The organism is Bradyrhizobium sp. USDA 4461 (assembly GCF_054055655.1).
In genome coordinates this window covers 2,959,532-2,979,689 of sequence record NZ_JBSRXM010000001.1, presented here as the reverse complement: position 1 = coordinate 2,979,689, position 20,158 = coordinate 2,959,532, and the positions used below count along the sequence as shown (strand labels likewise).

At 64.8% G+C, this 20,158-nt stretch carries 15 protein-coding genes; 6 read left to right on the top strand and 9 right to left on the bottom strand.

Annotated elements, in window-relative coordinates:
* Positions 1 to 91: 91 nt before the first annotated feature.
* Positions 92 to 2,086 carry a carbohydrate porin gene (locus ACVINW_RS13850; protein WP_456751807.1) on the top strand — a complete coding sequence of 665 codons (1,995 nt, stop codon included), beginning with the start codon at positions 92 to 94 and terminating at the stop codon, positions 2,084 to 2,086.
* A 250-nt stretch (positions 2,087 to 2,336) separates the two neighbouring features.
* Positions 2,337 to 3,800, top strand: a complete 1,464-nt coding sequence (locus tag ACVINW_RS13845) for an FAD-dependent monooxygenase (RefSeq protein WP_456751806.1) — start codon at positions 2,337 to 2,339, stop codon at positions 3,798 to 3,800.
* Positions 3,801 to 3,947: 147 nt separating this feature from the next.
* Here ACVINW_RS13845 and ACVINW_RS13840 read toward each other — a convergent pair whose 3' ends face one another.
* From ACVINW_RS13840 to ACVINW_RS13830, 3 genes are all read right to left on the bottom strand, one after another.
* Positions 3,948 to 5,573, bottom strand: a complete 1,626-nt coding sequence (locus tag ACVINW_RS13840; RefSeq protein WP_456751805.1) for an FMN-binding glutamate synthase family protein — start codon at positions 5,571 to 5,573, stop codon at positions 3,948 to 3,950.
* 270 nt (positions 5,574 to 5,843) lie between these two features.
* Positions 5,844 to 6,713 carry a patatin-like phospholipase family protein gene (locus ACVINW_RS13835; RefSeq protein ID WP_456751804.1) on the bottom strand — a complete coding sequence of 290 codons (870 nt, stop codon included), beginning with the start codon at positions 6,711 to 6,713 and terminating at the stop codon, positions 5,844 to 5,846.
* A gap of 253 nt (positions 6,714 to 6,966) precedes the next feature.
* A complete protein-coding gene (locus ACVINW_RS13830) occupies positions 6,967 to 7,740 on the bottom strand; it encodes a ferredoxin--NADP reductase (RefSeq protein ID WP_456751803.1) in 774 nt (257 codons plus the stop codon).
* Positions 7,741 to 8,036: 296 nt separating this feature from the next.
* On the opposite strand from ACVINW_RS13830, the gene ACVINW_RS13825 reads away from it, so the two are divergent.
* On the top strand, positions 8,037 to 8,972 hold the full coding sequence (locus ACVINW_RS13825) for an ATP-grasp domain-containing protein (protein ID WP_456751802.1): 936 nt from the start codon (positions 8,037 to 8,039) through the stop codon (positions 8,970 to 8,972).
* A gap of 36 nt (positions 8,973 to 9,008) precedes the next feature.
* Here the strand turns inward: ACVINW_RS13825 and ACVINW_RS13820 are convergent, their stop codons facing one another.
* Together ACVINW_RS13820 and ACVINW_RS13815 are read right to left on the bottom strand one after the other, a co-directional pair.
* Positions 9,009 to 9,209, bottom strand: a complete 201-nt coding sequence (locus ACVINW_RS13820) for a hypothetical protein (RefSeq protein ID WP_456751801.1) — start codon at positions 9,207 to 9,209, stop codon at positions 9,009 to 9,011.
* A gap of 24 nt (positions 9,210 to 9,233) precedes the next feature.
* A complete protein-coding gene (locus ACVINW_RS13815; RefSeq protein ID WP_456751800.1) occupies positions 9,234 to 9,590 on the bottom strand; it encodes a response regulator in 357 nt (118 codons plus the stop codon).
* Between the two features lie 196 nt (positions 9,591 to 9,786).
* Between ACVINW_RS13815 and ACVINW_RS13810 the strand changes: the two genes are divergently transcribed.
* On the top strand, positions 9,787 to 10,041 hold the full coding sequence (locus ACVINW_RS13810; protein ID WP_456751799.1) for a hypothetical protein: 255 nt from the start codon (positions 9,787 to 9,789) through the stop codon (positions 10,039 to 10,041).
* Between the two features lie 314 nt (positions 10,042 to 10,355).
* Positions 10,356 to 10,583 carry a hypothetical protein gene (locus ACVINW_RS13805; RefSeq protein ID WP_456751798.1) on the top strand — a complete coding sequence of 76 codons (228 nt, stop codon included), beginning with the start codon at positions 10,356 to 10,358 and terminating at the stop codon, positions 10,581 to 10,583.
* Between the two features lie 27 nt (positions 10,584 to 10,610).
* Here the strand turns inward: ACVINW_RS13805 and ACVINW_RS13800 are convergent, their stop codons facing one another.
* From ACVINW_RS13800 to ACVINW_RS13790, 3 genes are all read right to left on the bottom strand, one after another.
* Positions 10,611 to 13,019, bottom strand: a complete 2,409-nt coding sequence (locus ACVINW_RS13800; RefSeq protein WP_456751797.1) for a bifunctional diguanylate cyclase/phosphodiesterase — start codon at positions 13,017 to 13,019, stop codon at positions 10,611 to 10,613.
* A 223-nt stretch (positions 13,020 to 13,242) separates the two neighbouring features.
* Entirely contained in the window at positions 13,243 to 14,193 is a 951-nt protein-coding gene (locus tag ACVINW_RS13795; RefSeq protein ID WP_456751796.1) for an amino acid ABC transporter substrate-binding protein, read from the bottom strand.
* A gap of 12 nt (positions 14,194 to 14,205) precedes the next feature.
* A complete protein-coding gene (locus ACVINW_RS13790; RefSeq protein WP_456751795.1) occupies positions 14,206 to 15,495 on the bottom strand; it encodes a dicarboxylate/amino acid:cation symporter in 1,290 nt (429 codons plus the stop codon).
* A gap of 214 nt (positions 15,496 to 15,709) precedes the next feature.
* Here ACVINW_RS13790 and ACVINW_RS13785 point away from each other — a divergent pair, with 214 nt between their 5' ends.
* Positions 15,710 to 16,711 (top strand): NADP-dependent oxidoreductase, encoded by a 1,002-nt coding sequence (locus ACVINW_RS13785; protein ID WP_456751794.1) that lies wholly within the window; start codon positions 15,710 to 15,712, stop codon positions 16,709 to 16,711.
* A gap of 273 nt (positions 16,712 to 16,984) precedes the next feature.
* On the opposite strand, the gene ACVINW_RS13780 is transcribed toward ACVINW_RS13785, so the two are convergent.
* On the bottom strand, positions 16,985 to 20,155 hold the full coding sequence (locus ACVINW_RS13780; RefSeq protein ID WP_456751793.1) for an efflux RND transporter permease subunit: 3,171 nt from the start codon (positions 20,153 to 20,155) through the stop codon (positions 16,985 to 16,987).
* Positions 20,156 to 20,158: the final 3 nt, after the last annotated feature.

The window sequence follows — 20,158 nt, the reverse complement described above, 5'->3', positions numbered from 1 at the left end:
GGCGGGCAATGAATTCAAATCTCGGGTGGCACACGGCCGCCAAATCTGTGATGACGGGCGAAACCGCCAACCGTTCGCGGAACGCCGCGCCATGACCTGCGTCCGTCTCTTCCGGGTTCAGATCGCCGCCGGCGCAGCGCTCGGTGCGGCCACCTTCGGCGCGCCGGCGACCGCGGCCGATCTGCCGCTCAAGTCCCCAGCCGCCAAGGCGGTCTACAGCTGGACCGGTTTCTATGTCGGCGGCCATGTCGGTTATGGCGACGGCACCCTGGGCCCCGGCACCAATCCGATCCTGGAGCAGGGCGTGTTCTTTCCGCCCACCATCACCGGCGGGATCGGCGGCTTCCAGGCCGGCTACAACAAGGAATTCGCCAACCGCTTCGTGCTCGGCGTCGAGGCGGACGCGACTTTCACCGGCCCCACCGACCTGCCGCGGCGTGTGCCGGGGCCCTTCAATTCGTCGATCGACTATGTCGGCACGGTGCGCGGCCGCGCCGGTTACAGCTTCGGCAGCTGGATGCCCTATGTGACCGGTGGCTTCGCCTGGGGCCACACCGAGGTCAGGGTCAACGATGCCGGCGGCAACGTGATCTCCGAGCCCGGCCAGTACCAGACCGGCTGGACCGTCGGTGCCGGCGCCGAATTTGCGCTGAGCGGCAACTGGACCGCCAAGCTCGAATACGACTACATCGACCTGTCGCGCCGCACGCTCGGCCTCGACGATTTCGGCATGCCCGGCGTCAGCATCGACCCGCGCATTCATTTGCTGAAATTCGGCCTGAACTACCAGCTCGGCGACTCGCCCTGGTCGGCGACGCCGACGCGGAGCGCGCTGCCCGACTCCAGCGACTGGAGCGTGCACGGGCAGACCACGCTGCTCGGCCAGGGCTATCCGTCGTTCCGCGCGCCCTATTCCGGCACCAACAGCCTGCCGGGCGTGAGCCAGGTGCAGCAGACCTGGACCACGACGGCGTTTCTCGGCGTGCGGCTCTGGGAGGGCGGTGAGCTCTATTTCAACCCCGAGACGGCGCAGGGTTTTGGCCTCAACGGCACGCTCGGCCTTGCCGGCTTCCCGAACGGCGAGGCGCAGAAGGCCGGCGCCGAATTCCCGAAGATCCGGCCGCAGCGCTATTACCTCAAGCAGATCTTCGGCTTCGGCGGCGAGCAGGAAGACGTCGCGGACGGTCCGAACCAGATCGCGGGCAAGCGCGACATCGATCGCCTCACGATCGTGGTCGGCCGCTTTGCGGTGGGCGATTTCTTCGACGGCAATTCCTACGCCAAGGACCCGCGCGCCGACTTCATGAACTGGGCGATGTGGGCGTCGGCCGCCTACGACTTCCCGGCCGATCTGCCCGGCTACACCCGTGGCGCCGTGGTCGAGCTCAACCGCAAGGACTGGGCCGTGCGCGCCGGCGTGTTCCAGGTGCCCAATGCACCGAACAGCGACGTGCTGGTCTCCAACGCCAATACCGGCGGCGCGGTGGTGGAATTCGAGGGCCGCTACTCGATCTTCGATCAGCCCGGCAAGCTGCGCGTCGGCGTGTTCGGCAATCGCGGCAACACCGGCAATTACGCCCAAGCGCTCGCGATCGAGGACGCCAACCCTGCGCTCGACATCAACGACGTGATGGCCGGTATCCGCAAGGACAACACCAAATACGGTTTCTATTTGAACGGCGAGCAGCAGATCGCAACCGATGTCGGCATGTTCGGGCGCCTCAGCTGGAACGACGGCCGGACCGAGATCCTGTCGTTCACCGACGTCGATCGCAGCCTTTCGGGCGGCCTGTCGATCAAGGGCAGCCGATGGGGCCGGGCGAACGACACGATCGGCATCGGCGGCGCGATCAACGGGCTCTCCGCCGCGCACCGCGACTACCTCGCTGCCGGCGGCCTCGGTCTGCTGATCGGCGACGGTGCGCTGAACTACAGCCCGGAGCGGATCTTCGAGACCTATTACGCCTATCAGGTGAACAAGAACCTGACCGTGACCGCGGACTATCAGTTCATCACCAACCCCGCCTACAACGCCGACCGCGGCCCGGTGCACATCTTCTCCGGCCGCATCCACGGCGAGTTCTGAGGCCGCTGTAGCCCGGATGGAGCGCAGCGAAATCCGGGGTGCTTCATCCGCGCATAAAGAATCCCGGATTGCGCGGAAGCATGGATTGCCTCGTCGCTTCGCTCCTCGCAATGACAGCCTGGATGGTTGGTCGAGGTGCGGCCAAGCCGAACGCCCTCTCCCCACTTAGATATATGTAGACCCCCCGGGCTTGCCGCAAGCCCGGGGTGATCCCGTAGAACGCGCGCCCAATCGAATGGAGGAGCGCGCGATGCGGGAACATGATGTGGTGATTTCCGGCGGTGGACCGACCGGGTTGATGCTGGCGTGCGAGCTGGCGCTGGGGGGAATCGACGTTGCGATTGTCGAGCGGCGCGCCAGCCAGGATCTTATGGGCTCCCGCGCAGGCGGGCTGCACGCGCGCACCCTCGAGGTGCTCGACCAGCGCGGCGTCGCGGACCGGTTCGTCTCGGAAGGGACGCGCCATCCGGTCGTGCACGTCCACCCGATGCCGCTCGATCTCAGCGATTTTCCGACCCGGCATAATTACACGCTCGCGCTGTGGCAAAACCATATCGAGCGTATCCTGGCCGGCTGGGCCGGCGAGCTCGGCGTGCCGATCTATCGCGGGTGCGACGTGACCGGCTTTACGCAAGATGACAGCGGCGTCGATGTCACGCTGTCAGAGGGCGATGTGCTGCGGGCACAGTATCTTGTCGGCTGCGACGGCGGACGCAGCCTGGTTCGCAAGGCAGCCGGCATCGATTTCCCCGGCTTCGAACCGACCGCCAGCTGGCTGATCGCGGAAGTGCAGATGGCGGAGGAGCCGCCGCTCGGCTTTCGCAACGATGCCGTCGGGATCCACGGGATCGGCAAGATCGAGGACGGACGCGGGTTGCGGCTGGTGCTGACCGAGCGGCAGCTAAAGTCCACCGAACCTAGCTTGAGCGATGTGCGCGAGGCGCTCGTCGCGGTCTATGGCTCCGACTTCGGCATCCACAGTCCCGGCTGGATCTCACGGTTCACCGACATGGCGCGTCAGGCAGGCGCCTATCGCGAACGGCGCGTGCTGCTCGCCGGCGACGCCGCGCATGTGCATCCGCCGATGGGCGGACAGGGCCTCAACATCGGCGTGCAGGACGCGGTCAATCTCGGATGGAAGCTGGCGCAGGTGGTCAAGGGCATTGCGCCGGACAGTCTGCTCGACAGCTACCACAGGGAGCGCCACCCGATCGGCGCTCGCGTGCTGCGCAATACGATGGCGCAGGTCGCGCTGCGCCGTACCGACGACCGCTCCAAGGCGCTGGATGAATTCGTGCGCGAACTGCTCAGCATGGACGAACCGCGCAGACGCTTCGCCGCGATGATGTCCGGACTGGACATTCGATACGATTTCGGCAGCGGCCATCCGCTGCTCGGACGCCGTCTGCCCGATCTCGATCTCGTCACCGCCGGTGGCCCGGTGCAGGCCTTCACGCTGCTGCACCTTGCGTGGCCGGTGCTGCTCAATTTCGGTGAGCCGGCCAGCGTCGACCTGACCGGATGGACCGACCGGGTTCGGCTGGTCGACGCCGTCTATGGCGGCGAATGGGAGCTTCCGGCGATCGGCACCGTTGCGGCCCCGACCGCGGTGCTGGTGCGGCCCGACGGTTACGTGGCGTGGGTCGGAGAGCGCACGCAGGCTGGGCTCACTGAAGCACTGACGAGATGGTTCGGCGCGCCTGCCGGTACGTAGGGAACGTAGCCCGGATGAAGCCAACGGGTCGCGCGAACGCGCGCCCGATGACAGGCTCCGCGTAATCCGGGATCGGTCGATCCACAGAGAAAGGGCCCCGGATTGCGCTGCGCTTCATCCGGGCTGCGGCACGACGCTTTCGCGCTTCTACCCCGCCGGCTGGAACGAGTCCGCGCGCGCCATCGCCCAGGCGTCGCGGAAGCGGCGGTCCTGGGTGCCTTCGAGCAGCTCGCCGGGGCGCAGCGTCGGGTAGAGTTCGGCAAACGTGGAGACCTCGGTGGTCGAAGAGCGCTGCGAGAAGTGGATCGGGCGCAGATCCTTGGTGTGCTCAAGGCCGGCGGCGGCGAGCAGCTCGGTCAGCGCGTGCAGGGTCGAGTGGTGGTAATTGTACACGCGCTCGATCTTGTCCGGCACATAGAGCGCGCGGTTGCGGATCGGATCCTGCGAGGTGACGCCGGTCGGGCAGCGATCGGTGTGGCAGCTCAGGGACTGGATGCAGCCGAGCGCGAACATGAAGCCACGCGCCGAATTGCACCAATCGGCCCCGATCGCCATCGCGCGCGCCATGTCGAAGGCGGTCGCGATCTTCCCGGAGGCGCCGATCTTGATGCGATCGCGCGCGCCGATGCCGATCAGCGCGTTGTGGACGAAGTTGACGCCCTCGCGCATCGGCATGCCCAGATGGTCCATGAACTCGAGCGGCGCCGCACCGGTGCCGCCTTCATTGCCGTCGACCACGATGAAGTCGGGATACAGCCCGCTCTCCTTCATCGCCTTGCAGATCGCCAGGAATTCCCAGGGATGGCCGATGCACATCTTGAAGCCGGCCGGCTTGCCGCCGGACAGTTTTCGCATGTTCGCGACGAATTCCATCATCTGGATCGGCGTCGAGAACGCCTTGTGATAGGCCGGCGAGATGCAGTCCTCGCCCATCGGCACGCCGCGGATCTTGGAAATCTCCTCGGAGACCTTCGCCGCCGGCAGCACGCCGCCATGGCCGGGCTTGGCGCCCTGGCTGATCTTGAGCTCGACCATCTTGATCTGGTCCTCGCCCGCGACGCTCGCGAACAGCTCCGGGTTGAAGGTGCCGTCGCGGTTGCGGCAGCCGAAATAGCCGGAACCGATCTCCCAGATGATGTCGCCGCCCATCTCGCGGTGATAGGGACTGACGCCCCCCTCGCCGGTGTCGTGGGCGAAGCCGCCCTTCTTGGCGCCGGCATTCAGCGCCCGCACCGCGTTCGGGCTGAGCGCGCCAAAGCTCATCGCCGAGATGTTGAAGACCGAGGCCGAATACGGCCTGGTGCAATCGGGGCCGCCGATGGTGATGCGGAATTTCTCGTCGGCTTTCGGCTTCGGCGCCACCGAGTGGTGCATCCACTCATAGCCCTCGCGATAGACGTCCTCCTGAGTGCCGAACGGCCGCTTGTCGAGCACCATCTTGGCGCGCTGATAGACCACCGCGCGGGTGTCGCGGGAGAACGGCATCCCGTCCTTCTCGCTCTCGAAGAAATACTGCCGCATCTCGGGGCGGATTTCTTCGAGCAGGAAGCGGACATGCGCCGAGATCGGGTAGTTGCGCAGCACCGCATGATTCTTCTGTGTCAGGTCACGGATGCCGAGGAACGTCAGCGCGCCGAAGATGACCAGCGGGATCAGGACGATCTTGAAGACCTTGTGGTCGAATATTCCAACCAGCAGCAGGAGCGTGGTGACGACGGCGCAGATCGTCAGCACGATGAAGCGCGGCGAGAACGGAAGCAGCATCGTATCCATCGGAATCCCCTCCGGTCTGCCCTGACTACCCTGTCGGTCGTGAGCCTAATCCAACTCGCCGAACAAGTGCACTACGGTTATACGGCCGAGCAGTCACAGATGTGACAACCGCCCGGATGGGCGGGTGCTGTGGCCGGTCAAATTGAATCGAATTGCCTTTTGCAGTGCAACGAAGGGCAACCGCGCAACTGCGCTCCCTCGCCCACTCTCTTGTCCCCGCATCCGCCTTTGGGCGAAGGCGGATGCGGGGCGAGGTGAAGCGCGCCCCGCTCAATGGTCGTGCGGCTGCAATTCGTGCGGGATGTGGCCCGGCTTCAGGCCGTCGCCGGCCAGCCACGCATTGGTGGTGTCCAGGGCGCGTGCGATGTGATCTGAGGTCCGCGAGAAATCGTAGGGCGAGCCGACCAGCGGGCAGAGCGGCGGCACCACGAAATACTCGACGTCGGGGCCGATATTCTCGAGCTCGTTGACGAGCTGGCGCGCGATCAGCAGCGTCAGCGCATGCAGCGCGTTGGCAAGCGCGCCGACCGGCGGCGCCTGGTTGGCGCAGGCATGCCCGGTCGGCAGCACGATCAGGCGTTTTGCCCCATGCCTCACCGCAACGCGGACCGGCGTGTTGCTGGAGATCGCGCCATCGGCGAGGTAGTGATCGCGGTAATGCACCGGCGTGAACGCGCCGGGGATCGCGGTCGATGCGACGATCGCCTCCGCCGTCGAGCCTTCCGACAGCACCACGCTGTCGCCGCTGATGATGTCGGTGGTGACGATGTGGATCGGGATCCGCGCATCCTCGAGATTGCGGAACGGAATGTAATCGTCGATCAGCCTGCGCACGCCGTCATGCGGGATCAGGAAATCGCGCCGCCACAGGAAGCTGACCAGCGTCCGCCAGGTCACCGGAAACACGTCCTGCCGGTTCAGGCCGCGCCAGATCTCGGCGAGCCGCGCCACGCCCGCGACCGTCGGGTCGCCGGCATAGAAGGCGCCGTTCAAGGCGCCGACGCTGGAGCCCACCACCATGTCGGCCATCACGCCATGCCCGGCCAATGCCTGCAACATGCCGACCTGGACCGCACCAAAACTGCCGCCGCCGGCAAACACAAAGGCGGTCTTCGGTGCATCCGGATCGGTGATGGACAAGGTGCTGCTCCCTGGTCGCCACGTTCGGGGAGGGGCGCGCGGCGTTGGGGGCGTTATAGCAGCGGGGGAATGGACGGCGCTATATCAGGCGTCATTCCGGGGCGATGCGAAGCATCGAACCCGGAATCCATAACCACCAATGCAAAAGGCTGGAGCCAGATGAGGCCCCAGCCTTCGACAAACAAAAAGCAGTGGTTATGGATTCCAGGCCCATCGCTTCGCGATGTCCCGGAATGACGAAGTGGAAGGAGCCTTAACGCTCGACGAATGCCTTCTCGATCACGAAGTGGCCGGGCGTGTTGCCGCTGCCTTCCTGGAAGCCGCGGGTCTCGAACAGCTGCTTCAGCTCTTCGAGCATCGCCGGGCTGCCGCACATCATGATGCGGTCGGTCTCGATGTCGAGCGGCCCCTGATCTAGGTCGGTGAACAGCTGGTTCGAGGTGATCAGGTCGGTGATGCGGCCGCGGTTGCGGAACGGCTCGCGCGTCACGGTCGGATAGTAGGAGAGCTTCTCGGACAGCAGCGGCCCGAACAGTTCGTCGTCGCGCAGCTTGGCCACCAGCTCTTCGCCATAGGCGAGCTCGGAGACCTGGCGGCAGCCATGCACCAGCAGGATCTGGTCGTAGCGATCATAGACCTCGGGGTCCTTGATCAGGCTGGCGAACGGCGCGAGGCCGGTGCCGGTCGAGAGCAGCATCAGCCGCTTGCCGGGAATCAGATTGTCGGTGATCAGCGTGCCGGTCGCCTTGCGGCCGACCAGGATGGTGTCGCCCTCGCGGATCTTCTGCAGCTTGGAGGTGAGCGGGCCGTCCTGCACCTTGATCGAGAAGAACTCGAGCTCTTCCTCGTGATTGGCGCTCGCCATCGAATAGGCGCGCAGCAGCGGCCGGCCGTCGACCTCGAGGCCGATCATGGCAAACTGGCCATTCTGGAAGCGGAAACCGGAATCGCGGGTCGCCCGGAAGCTGAAAAGCGTATCGGTCCAGTGCTGAACGGAAAGAACCTTCTCTCGATAGAACGCGCTCATGTGTTTTCGTTTTCTCGACTGACCAGATTCAGAATGATTTGATTTCTAGACTGCTCGCGACGGCGCAGAAGTAGCCGAAATCATTGAAGATCTCGCGTGTCCATCGCGCCTGCGCATGAGATAGTCAAGATCAACTGGCGTGCAATTGCGATCTCAGAATGGCAGTCGTTCGATTTCGCGCAGAGGTTCAGCGACGGCATCGTTAACGCGCGGCGCTGCACGTAATTTACTTGCTGAGATCGGCGCCGATCTGGCAATTAATTGCTACGAAAACCGCGGCGAAGGGAAAATGTCTCGTGGTCCTGATCAGCCAGCGAACCTTCCTGGAAACCATCAAAAAATATTGTCTGGCGCACGATATTGCGGTCGAGGTCCGGTCAGGCGGCTGGCTGCTCATCTTGACCAAGGACGACGCGCGACATCTCGTGATCGGCTACGACGTCGGGCTGAACAGCGCGGTCGCGCACCAGGTCGCCAACGACAAATCGGCCTGCGCCGAGGTGCTGGCAGCGGCCGGCGTGCCAGCCATTCCGCACACGCTGTTTCTCGGCGCCAGGCTCAGCAAGCACATCCCGGGATCGGACTCGCTGGACGCGATGCAGCGTCTGCTCGACGCCCATCCGCACGGACTGGTCGTCAAACCGAATGAGGGGACGTCCGGCGAGCTCGTCGTCCGCGTGACGACGCGGGATCAGCTCGAGGCCGCGGTCGCGCGTATCCTTGCCGCGCATCCAAGCCTTGCGATCTCGCCCTATGTCGCGATCAAGCACGAAGTGCGATTCATCGTGCTCGACGACAGCGCCCTGCTCGCCTACGTCAAATTGCGTCCATCGGTTGTCGGCGATGGCATCCATTCGCTGCGCGAACTCGCGCACAAGGCCGCACATGCTGACCAGCTCAAGACCATCACCGACGACTTCTCGCCTGCCGTGCTAGACGGCATTCCGGCCAAAGGCGAAGTACGCATCATCAACTGGCGACATAATCTTGATTCCGGCGCCGAGCCGGCGCTGCTCAAGTCCAAGGAAATGCCGTCCTTCGGCAGCGCGCTTGCGATCAAAGCCGCACAGGCTCTTCGCATTCGCTTCGCTTCCATCGACGTGGTGCAGGCCGACGGCGGCTGGCAGATTCTCGAGGTCAACTCGGGGGTAAAGATGGAAGCGCTCGGCAGGCGCGCCCCTGATCTCGTCGAGATGATTTACTCCGCCGCGCTGGACAAGGTGTTCGCGTAGGTAGCGCATCTCGCGCTTCCCTTTAGGCGCCCCCAATCAGTCTCGCAGGTGCTGCTTTTCATAGGCGGCGACGATCAGCTCCGATTGCTCGATCTGTGCCATGAGACGGTCGATCTCGGCCTGTGTTTCCGGAAATACCTCCACACCCGCCGTGTTTGCGGTTTGCAACTCCGCGAGCAGCTCACGATTCTTGGTGATCTGCTCGCGGTGCCAATCGATTTCTGGATCCTCTTGCATGAACCAATTCTCAATCCCCGAAACCTACGACGTCAGCTCGCGCAGCAGGAGGGGCGGATAAACCGGCTTCTCGAAGAACTTGACGCCGGCAGGCAGGGCGACGGCCAGCGGCAGGCCTGAGATCACCAGAACGCGCACGGCTGGGTCGCAATTGACCGCCATATGCGCGAGCGCGATCCCATCCATCTTGCCCGTGAGCTTGATGTCGGTCACGACAAGCGACGGGTGGCGCCGCTTGATGGCCAGCGCTGCCGTCTCTGCGTCCTCGCACTGGATGACGTCGAAGTGATCTTGCTCCAGCAACAGCGTGATCATGTCGCGCTGGATGATATCGTCTTCGACCACCACCGCAGTTTTTCGGTTTGGCCTCGCGTAACCCATGGCACCCTCCAAAGGGTAACCACAGTCAACGCTCGGGGACGCCGATAGTTCTGGTTCCAGGCCCAGCGACGGGCGGGTTCCGGCAAGCCTTTGCAGGTTCCAACCGGAACGACTTTCGAGGTATCGGAGTCATTGATGAGCGACGAGCTATCAGCTCGCGGCCGAAGAAAGGACGTCGTGCCAGGAGGCAAAGCTCATGAAGAACGCTGCACAGCCGGATCAGGATGTTTGCGAACCCTACGGGACCGACGTGACGACCGGCGCGCCAGGCAGTCTGTCCGCGCGACGACCGGCTGAAGATCGGGTCGACGAACATGCCAACGTCATGCGCTTCAAGACGATGGCGCGAGAAACGACCGATCCGCTCGGTGCCCGCCTGCACGACATTATTTCCGACATGGAAGCGGAGCTATCGCAAGTGGTCGACCGAATCGTCGCGGAGCGGCATTAGCCCGTCAGGCGACAAATTGGTCGATCTCACGATTGGTACTTGCCTGCCGATGCTCGAGAGATCGCGGCGCGTGGAAACTCGAAGCAAGATCCCGCCGGATCGATGGAGCGTTGATGGGGGTTATTGTTGGCCGCGCGATCTTCCAGGTCATGGTTGTGCTCGCGGCCGTCGGCATCGTTGCCCTCGCCTGCATGGCGGTGCAAGGCAGCTAGCGCCGATGCGCGAGCGTTCCCCGTCATTTTGATCCATTCGGCGGCTTGCTCATCCCGCCCAAGGGAGTACGCTTTGCGCATTCATCGACCCGGATCCAGATTATGCGCAAACTCCTTTTGAGTGTCCTGGCCGCCGCGGCGGTCGCCGCCACCCTCAATCCTCCGGCCGCCCACGCCGTATTCTGGCGCGGCGTCACGGCCCCGACCAATATCGACATCCACGGCTACCCGATCATCAAGGAGCCATATCCGAGCACATGCCAGTTGATCCATGTCAACGGATACTGGGTCCGGCAGTGCCTGGATCTGTCGCGCCGCTATTGGCGATGAACGACGCCGCGGCCGCGTGCACCGTCGTCAGGCGATCTGCGCCAGCGCCGGAGCGCTGTCCTGATCCGCCGCCGGCGCCACATCGCCGCGATGGGTGAGGCCGCGGAACGTCTCGATCCTGGCCGGCGCGCCCAGCAGGTAACCCTGCATTTCATCGCAGAGCTCGTCGCGCAGGAACTGGAGTTCTTCGTTCGACTCGACGCCTTCCGCGAGCACCGGCAGGCCAAGCCCCCGTCCGATGCCCAGCACGGCGCGCACGATGGTGGCGGCCTGCTCGTTGGTATCGACCGACTTGATGAACGAGCCGTCGATCTTGATCTTGTCGAACGGAAACGCGCGCAGGTTCGACAGCGACGAATAGCCGGTCCCGAAATCGTCCATCGCAATGCGCACGCCGAATCCCTTGACCCGCCGCAGCGTCGCCAGCGCGCGATTGAAATCGCGGACCAGCGCCGTCTCGGTGATTTCGATTTCGAGCCGGCGCGGCGAAAGCCCGCTTTCCAGCAATATCTTGTGCACGTCCTGCACGAAATTGCTGTTGTAGAGCTGCACGCCGGAGACGTTGACGGCAACCGTCAGCGGTTGCGTCCAGTTGGCCGCCTCCCGGCACGCCGTCCTCATCACCCAGTCGCCGATCTCCAGGATGGAGCCGGACTCCTCGGCGATCGGGATGAAGACCGCCGGCGAGATGTCGCCGCGGGTCGGATGCTTCCAGCGCAGCAGTGCCTCGAAGCCGGTCACGGCGCCGGAACGAATGTCCTTTTGCGGTTGATAGACCAGCCGCAGCTCGTCGCGGCCGATCGCGTGGCGCAGATCGTGCTCGATCATGCGCCGCTCGCGGACGTCGGAGCCCATCTTCGCCTCGAAGAAGCGGTAGGTGGAACGACCCTCGGTCTTGGCCCGATAGAGCGCGGTGTCGGCATGGACCAGCAAAGCCTCGCGTTCCGAGGCGTCATCGGGGCAGATCGCGATGCCGATGCTGCTCGAAATGCTCTCCACGTCGGGCATGATCTCCTTGCGGCGCAAGGCATCGAGGATGGCTTCGGCCAGATGGCTCACCGCGGACGGGCTGGCCTGCGGCACCAGGACGGCGAATTCGTCGCCGCCCAGCCGGGCCATCATATGCCGCTCGCCCAGCACCGCGGTCACGCGCGAGGCCACCGCCTGCAGCACCTTGTCGCCCGCGGCATGACCGAACAGGTCGTTGACCTCCTTGAAGCGATCGAGATCGAGGCAGAGCACCGCGAGCTTCTCGCTCTTGGCGAGTGCGATTCCGACTTCCTGATCCATCCGCGCGTTGAAGTGGCTGCGGTTTGGCAACGACGTCAGCGCATCATGGTGCGCCAGGTAACGAATATGCCGCTCCGCCTCGCGGCGCGCGCGCAGGTCGCGAACCGCAATGACGTGATGCGGCCGCCCGGCAAAATCGAGCGATCGCATGATCAGTTCGACCGGGATCATCGAACCATCGGTGTGATGCAGATTGGTCTCGATCGGCTTGTGCGGATCGGCGACGATCCTGGCGAGCGCGATCCGATCGGGAAAGCAGGTTGCGAGCCGGCAACCGACCAGTTGCTCGGAGGCGGCGCCCGCCAGATGCACGAGGCTGTCATTCACGGTCACGATCAGGTCGCCGTCACAGACCAGCAGCCCCTCGATGGCTCCGTTGGCGAGACCGCGCATGCGATCGGCCTCGATCTCCATCCGGCGCCGCTCGCGCAGATCGAGCGCGCTGCCGGTCAGCGCGAGCAGGATGATGATGAAGCTCGCGACGCCGACGGCGCCGGCAAGCCATTCGGCGGGCAGCGCCGAGCGCGACACCTGGATCGTCGGATCGGGAACGATCGATACCGCGCCCATCGCCGTGAAGTGGTGGCTGCAGATCGCGAGCGTCAGCAGCAGCGCGCCCACGGCCTTCCACTTTTCGGAGCGGTCATGGAGACCGGCGGGCAACGCCGCGGCGCCGATCACCGCACCAATCACAATCGAGACGACGACGAGCGTTCGATCCCAGAGGATGATTCCGGCGATCTCGAAGGCGGCCATGCCGGTGTAATGCATCGCGGCGATGCCGCCGGCGACGATTGCGCCGCCCAGCGCCGGTCCGAACCGCCAGCCCGGCCGCATCGCGACCGCCAGCCCCACGCCGGTGAGCACGATGGCCGCGACCAGCGAGAGAAAGGTCAGCTTGATGTTGTAACCGCTGGGAATTCCGGGCGTGAAGGCCAGCATCGCGATGAAGTGCGTCGCCCAGATGCCGAAGCCGGTGGACACCGCCGACACCACCAGCCAGACGCCGCGCATTTGACCGACGGAACTGCGCGCATGGCGCAGCAGGTTGATGGCTGCATAGGATGCGAGGCTACAGACGACGGCGGCCAGCCCGACGAGCCACAGGTCATGCTCGGTCGCGATGCAATTATAGACCTTGAACATCCGATCACTGCCGCAATTTGATGGACCCATAACGGGCCGTTATGGCCCGACGATAGGCGGCAGCGTCTTAGGAGTGGTAAATCCCCGTAAAAGACCGGAGTTTAGCGCTTAACATGGTAAATAATTGGCGTCGACGCGCGCGGTCACGGCCGGTGCGGCCGCATGCCGAGCGCGGGCTCTCTTCTTTCCGGACGACGCCCGGCCCGGGCGGCCGTTCGGCAGCCTAATTGCTCTGCCCCTCGTCGAGCACCTTGAAGGCCTCTTCGAGCTGCGGCGAGAGCGCGACGTTGAGCTTCTCGCCGGTCGGCAGCCGGCCGACGAACCATTTGTTGTAGAGCGGGATGATGTCGCGGTTCGAGGCGAGCCTGCGGAAGGCGCGCTCGACCACGTCCTTCATCTGCGGCTCGCCCTTGCGGTACATGATGCCGTAGGGATCGTAGGACAGATAGTCTCCGGTGACGCGGAATTTGTCCTGCGACTTGTGCCGCGCGATCAGGCCGTAGAGCAGGATATCGTCGGTCGCGAACGCATCCGCCTTGCCGTCCACCAGCATCTGGTAGGACTGCTCATGGTCGCCTGCGGTGACGATGTTGAGGCCGAGCTGTTGCTTGGCGTCGACATTGTGCATCGCCTGCTCATTGGTGGTGCCTTTGGTCACCACCACCGTCTTGCCCTTCAGGTCGGCGACCTGGGCAACGCCGGAGGCCTTCGGCACCATCAGCTTGGTGCCGGCCACGAACATCAGCGGCGAGAACGCCACCAGCTTGCCGCGCTCGGAGTTCGCCGTGGTCGACCCGCATTCGAGGTCGATCTTCTTGTCGACGACCGCCGGAATGCGGTCGTCGGAGGTGACCTTGACGTAGTCCACCTTGAGGTTGGCGTCGTCGACCTCGGCGCCGATCTCCTCGACGATCGCATCGCACAGCTCGAGGCTGTAGCCGATCGGCCGGTTGGAGTGGTCGAGGAACGAGAACGGCGGCGAGCTCTCGCGATAGCCGATCCGCACACTGTGCGTGGCCTTGATGTTGGCGAGCGTGGGGCTGAGCCCCTCGCCCGCCGGCTGTGCGAACACCGGACCAGCGAGCAGGCTTGCCGCCAGCAGGCATGCCGACAGCAGCCATGTCGACGGCAGAGGCCCCTCAGCCCGTACTGGCCTCCAGCGGGCGCGATGCATGCATCCCTCCCGTCAATGGCCGGCCATCACGGCGCCGGGCACCGCGTCCTGCGGCACCGCGTCGTCGGGCCCGAGCTCGTGCTCGGCCTTCAGCTCGCCCTCCCACTTCGCGACCACCGACGTCGCCAGCGAGTTGCCGATCACGTTGGTGGCGCTGCGGCCCATGTCGAGGAAGGTGTCGATGCCCATGATCATCAACAGGCCGGCCTCGGGGATGCCGAACTGCGACAGCGTCGAGGCGATCACCACCAGCGACGCGCGCGGCACGCCGGCGACGCCCTTCGAGGTGATCATCAGGGTCGCCAGCATCGCGAGCTGCGTGCCGAGCGACATCTCGATGTGGTAGGTCTGCGCGATGAAGATGCTCGCGAAGGTGCAGTACATCATGGTGCCGTCGAGATTGAAGGAATAGCCGAGCGGCAGCACGAAGGCCGAGATCCGCGAGGAGGCGCCGAACTTGTTCAGTCCCTCCAGCGTCTTCGGATAGGCCGCCTCCGACGAGGCGGTCGAGAACGCGATCATCAGCGGCTCGCGGATCAGCCGCAGCAGATGACTGTAGCGCGGCCCGATCACGATGAAGCCGACCGCGACCAGGATGCCCCACAGGATCAGCAGCGACAGGTAGAAGCCGCCCATGAACACGATCAGCTTCCAGAGCACGCCGAGGCCGTTCTTCGAGACCGTCGCCATGATCGCGGCCCACACCGCGATCGGCGCGAACAGCATCACATAGCCGGTGACCTTGAGCATGATGTGCGCGAGGTCGTCGATCAGGCCCATGATCGGCTTCGACCGCTCAGGCATGGCGCCGAGCGCCACCGCGAAGAACACCGCGAACACCACGATCTGCAGGATTTCGTTCTGCGCCATCGCGTCCGCGATTGAGGTCGGGATCAGATGGGTCAGGAATTTCTCGATCGAGAACGCAGAGACCGGCAGGCCGGTCGACTGCGCCTTGTCGGGGAGCGTGCCGGGGAAGTTGGCGCCGGGCTGCAGCAGATTGACCATCACGAGGCCGAGCAGCAGCGAAACGAAGGAGGCGGAGACGAACCAGCCCATGGTCTTGGCGAAGATGCGCCCGAGCTTGGCGCCGCTTCCCATATGGGCAATGCCGCCGACCAGGGTGGCGAACACCAGTGGCGCGATGATCATCTTGATCAGGCGCAGGAACAGCATCGCGATCAGGTTGACGTCTGCTGCGATCTCGGCGCGGCTGTCAGGCAGATAGTTGAAGACGAGCGTCCCCATCGCGATGCCAAGGACCATCGCAATCAGGATGTACTGCGTAAACCTGTTCGACATTCTCTTACCCCCGTAAGTTCCCGGCGAAGGGCAAGTGTGGCAGATTTACGCAGCTACGCAACACGCTTCGCGTCCAGCGGGACTTTGCCGAAACGTTCCCGTTGTGGAATGCCAGCGCGCGGATTAGCGTTCATGCAGCGCACAATCTGTGCAACGAGCTGCGCACGCGGCAGCCAACTGCATCCGAAACGACCAACGCGAGGGGGAGACATCCATGAACGACACCGTCAATCGCCAGATCCTGCTGGTTGAAAAGCCGACCGGCAAGCTTGGCCCCGAGCATTTCCGTCTGACCAAGGGCACGGTGCCCGTGCCCAAGGACGGCGAGGCGCTGGTGCGGACGCGCTACATCTCGCTCGATGCCGCCAACCGCGCCTGGATGCACGGCGCCACCTACCGCGCTGCGGTGGAGGCCAACACCGTGATGGCCGGCGGCAGCATCGCCGAGGTGGTGTCGTCGAACGACCCCGGCCTGAAGCCGGGCGACATCGTGTTCGGCGATACCGGCTGGCAGGACTATGCCGCGGTTCCCGCCAAGCATCTGGCGAAGATGCCGAAGCTCGAGCCGATGACGCATCTGCTCAGCGTCTACGGCGTCGCCGGGCTGACCGCCTATTTCGGCCTGCTCGATGTCGGCAAGCCCAAGGAGGGCGAGACCGTGGTGGTGTCGGCCGCCGCCGGCTCGGTCGGCTCGATCGTCGGCCAGATCGCCAGGATCAAGGGCTGCCGCGTGGTCGGCATCGCCGGCGGCAAGGACAAGTGTCACTGGCTGACCTCGGAACTCGGCTTCGACGCCGCGGTCGACTACAAGGACGGCGCCACCTACAAGGCGCTGCGCGCAGCCGCGCCGAAGGGCATCGACGTCTATTTCGATAATGTCGGCGGCGACATCCTGGAGGCCTGCCTGGCGCAGATGAACAACCGCGGCCGGATCGCCTGCTGCGGCGCCATCTCGCAATATGACGGCGTGCCCTCCGCGCACGGCCCGCGCGGTGTGCCCGGCCTGATCGTGGTGAAGCGGCTGGTCATGCAGGGCTTCATCGTGATGGACTACATGGAGCAGCGCGACGCCGCGCTCGCCGACCTGCAATCCTGGGTCGCCTCCGGCAAGCTCAAGGTGCAGGAGGACGTCATCGCCGGCATCGAGAACACGCCGCAGGCGCTGATCGGCCTTTTGGCCGGCGAGAACCGCGGCAAGCGCATGGTGAAGGTGTAACGGCAAGCACGATGTCGTAGGGTGGGTTAGCGCAGCGTAACCCACCGACTTCGTGCCGTGGAGAAGATGGCAGGTTACGCCTTCCGCCTTCGCTCGTTGGGCTACGGCGGACGTAGTCGGCTAACCCGCCTTACGCAACTCAGTCCCGTCATGCTGAGGTGCGCGCTCTTGCGCGCCTCGAAGCATGCAGGGCCCGGCTGGTGGCCGTCGACCCTTCGAGACGGCCGCTTCGCGGCCTCCTGAGGGTGACGGGGAGAAATTAGATGCGCGGAGCTAATGCACCGTGCCGGGTGCCTCCGCTGCCGACTGCGGCGCGGCCGCCTTGCCCTTCTTCGCCTTGCGCCAGTTCTCAAAACTCTGCACCACGACGAAGAACGCCGGCACGAACAGCACCGCAAGGCAGGTCGAGGCGATCATGCCGGAGAACACCGTGATGCCGATCGACTTGCGGGCGTTGGCGCCGGCGCCGGTCGCCAGCACCAGCGGCAGCACGCCGAGGATGAAGGCAAACGACGTCATCAGGATCGGCCGGAATCGGGCGCGGGCGGCGTCGATCGCCGACTCCAGCACCGGCTTGCCGTCGCGGACGTGATGCTCCAGCGCGACCTCGACGATCAGGATCGCGTTCTTGGCCGACAGCGCGATCAACAGGATGGTGCCGATCTGGGTGTAGAGGTTGTTCTCGATGCCCAGGCTCAGCAGCACCAGCGTCGGGCCGAGCAGCGACAGCGGCACCGCCAGGATCACCGAGATCGGCGCGTACCAGCTCTCATATTGCCCGGCGAGCACCAGGTAGACCAGGAGCAGCGCCAACGCGAACACATAGTAGATCTGGCCGCCGACTTCCTTCTCCTGGTACGACATCGCGGTCCACTCGAAGCCCGCGCCCGGCGGCAGCGTCCTGGCCGCGATCTCCTCCATCAGCGTCATCGACTGGCCGGACGAGTAGCCCTGCGCCGGCAGCCCGATGACGGAGGCGGACGGATAGAGGTTGTAGAGGCTGATCAGCGACGGTCCGACCGAGGGCGTGATGTTCGCCACCGTGCCGAGCGGGATCATGTCGCCATTGCTGTTGCGCACCATCATGTTCTGGATGTCGCGCAGGGTCAGGCGGTATTGCGCCTCGGCCTGGGTGTAGACCTGGAAGGTGCGGCCGAACTTGGTGAACTGGTTGACGTAGCTGGCGCCGAGATAGGACGACAGCGCCGCGAAGATCTGGTCGGTGGTGACGTGAAGGGTCTGGGTCTTGACCCGATCGACCTCGACGTCGAACTGCGGCACCATCGAGCGGAACGACGACTGCACCCGCTGCAGCGCGCTCTGGGTCTGCGCATTGGCCACGATCGCCCCGGTGATCGCCTGCAGCTTGCCGTAATCGGCATTGCCGTCGCGGAGCTCGACCTGCATGGCAAACCCTGCGGCGTTGCCGATGCCCTGGATCGGCGGCGGCGGGATCACCAGGATGCGCGCCTCCGGGATCACCGCGAGCTTGTCGTTGAGCCCGTAGACCAGCGAACGCAGATCCTCGCCCGGCCCGCGCGCGCTCCAGTCCTTCAGGATCAGGTAGGCCACGCCGGCATTGGCGAGGCTCGAGGAATTGTCGAGCGCGGAGATGCCGGCGATCGAGACCACCTGGTCGACGCCGGGCGTCTTGCCGGCAATCTCGGTGACCTTGTCGAGCACCTGCTGGGTACGGTCGAGGGCCGCGCCGTCCGGCAGCTGCACCGCGGCGAGCAGATAGCCCTGGTCCTCGATCGGAATGAAGCCGGTCGGCACCCGCGACAGGCCGTAGCCGGCGAGCCCGATAATGACCAGCGCGACCGCGACCGAAATCCTGGCATGCCCGGCGATGCCGCCGACGACGCGCGTGTAGCCGCGCTCCAGCCGGTCATAGACCGCGTTGAAGCCGCGATAGAAGACATTGCGTTGCTCCGGCGGCGCCGGAGGACGCAGCCACAGCGCGCATTGCGTCGGCTTCAGGGTCGCGGCATTGACCGCACTGAGCAGCGCGGTTGCCGCGATCACGAGCGCGAATTGCGCGTACATCCGCCCGGTCAGCCCGGGCAGGAAGGCCGCCGGCAGGAACACCGAGATCAAGACCAGCGTGATGCCGACGATCGGCGCGAACAATTCGTCCATCGCCTTGATCGCGGCGTCGTGCCCGTTCATGCCGCGCTCGATATTGTGCGCGGCGCCCTCGACCACCACGATGGCGTCGTCGACCACGATGCCGATCGCCAGCACGATCGCAAACAGCGTCGACAGGTTGATGGTGAAGCCGAGCGCGGCCATGCCGGCGAACGCGCCGATGATGGTGACCGGCACCGTGGTCGCCGGCACCAGCATCGCCCGCCAATCCTGCAGGAACACCAGGATCACGACCAGCACCAGCAGGCCGGCCTCGATCAGCGTCTTGTAGACCTCCGCGATCGAGGCGTTGACGAACTTCGTGGTGTCGAACGGCGTGTCGTATTTGATGTCCTGCGGAAACTGCCTGGCGAGCTCCGTCATCTTCTTCTCGACCGCCTTCTCGACCTGCAATGCATTGGCACCCGGCGACTGGAACACGCCGATGCCGACCGCAGGCTTCTGGTTCAGCGAGAAGATCTGGCTGTAGGTCTGCGCGCCGAGCTCGACCCAGCCGACGTCGCGAACCCGGGTGACGTCGCCGACCGTGCCTGATTTGACGATGGTGTCCTCGAACTGGCTCTTGTCGTCGAGCCGGCCGTTGACGTTCAACGTGTACTGAAACGCCTGCCCGGCCGGCGTCGGCGGCGCGCCGACCTGGCCGGCGGTGACCTGCTGGCTCTGCTGCTGGATCGCCTGGATGACGTCCTGCGGCACCAGCCCGCGCACCTGCAGCTTGTTCGGATCGAGCCAGACCCTCATCGAATATTGCCCAGCGCCGAACACCGTGACGTTGCCGACGCCGGGCAGCCGCGACAGCTCGTCGCGGATGTTGATGGTGGCGTAGTTCGACAGGAACAGGCTGTCATAGGTCTTGTTCGGCGAGGTCAGCGTCACGAACAGCAGGATCGAGGTCGATTTCTTCTGCACCGTGACGCCCTGGTTCTGCACCGCGGACGGCAGCTGCGACAGCGCCGAGGAGACCCGGTTCTGCACCAGCACCTGCGCGAAGTTGAGATCGGTGCCGATCTTGAAGGTCACCGTCAGCGTATAGGTGCCGTCGGCGCCGCTGTAGGACTGCATGTACAGCATGTCCTCGACGCCGTTGACCTGCTGCTCGATCGGCAGCGCCACGGTGTCGACCACGGTCTTGGCCGAGGCGCCGGGATAGCGCGTCGTCACCTGCACTGTCGGCGGCACCACGTCGGGATATTGCGCGACCGCGAGACTATACAGCGCCACGCCGCCGAGCAGGATCATCAGGATCGCGATGACGTTGGAAAGGACCGGGCGCTCGATGAAGAATTTCGAGATCATGGC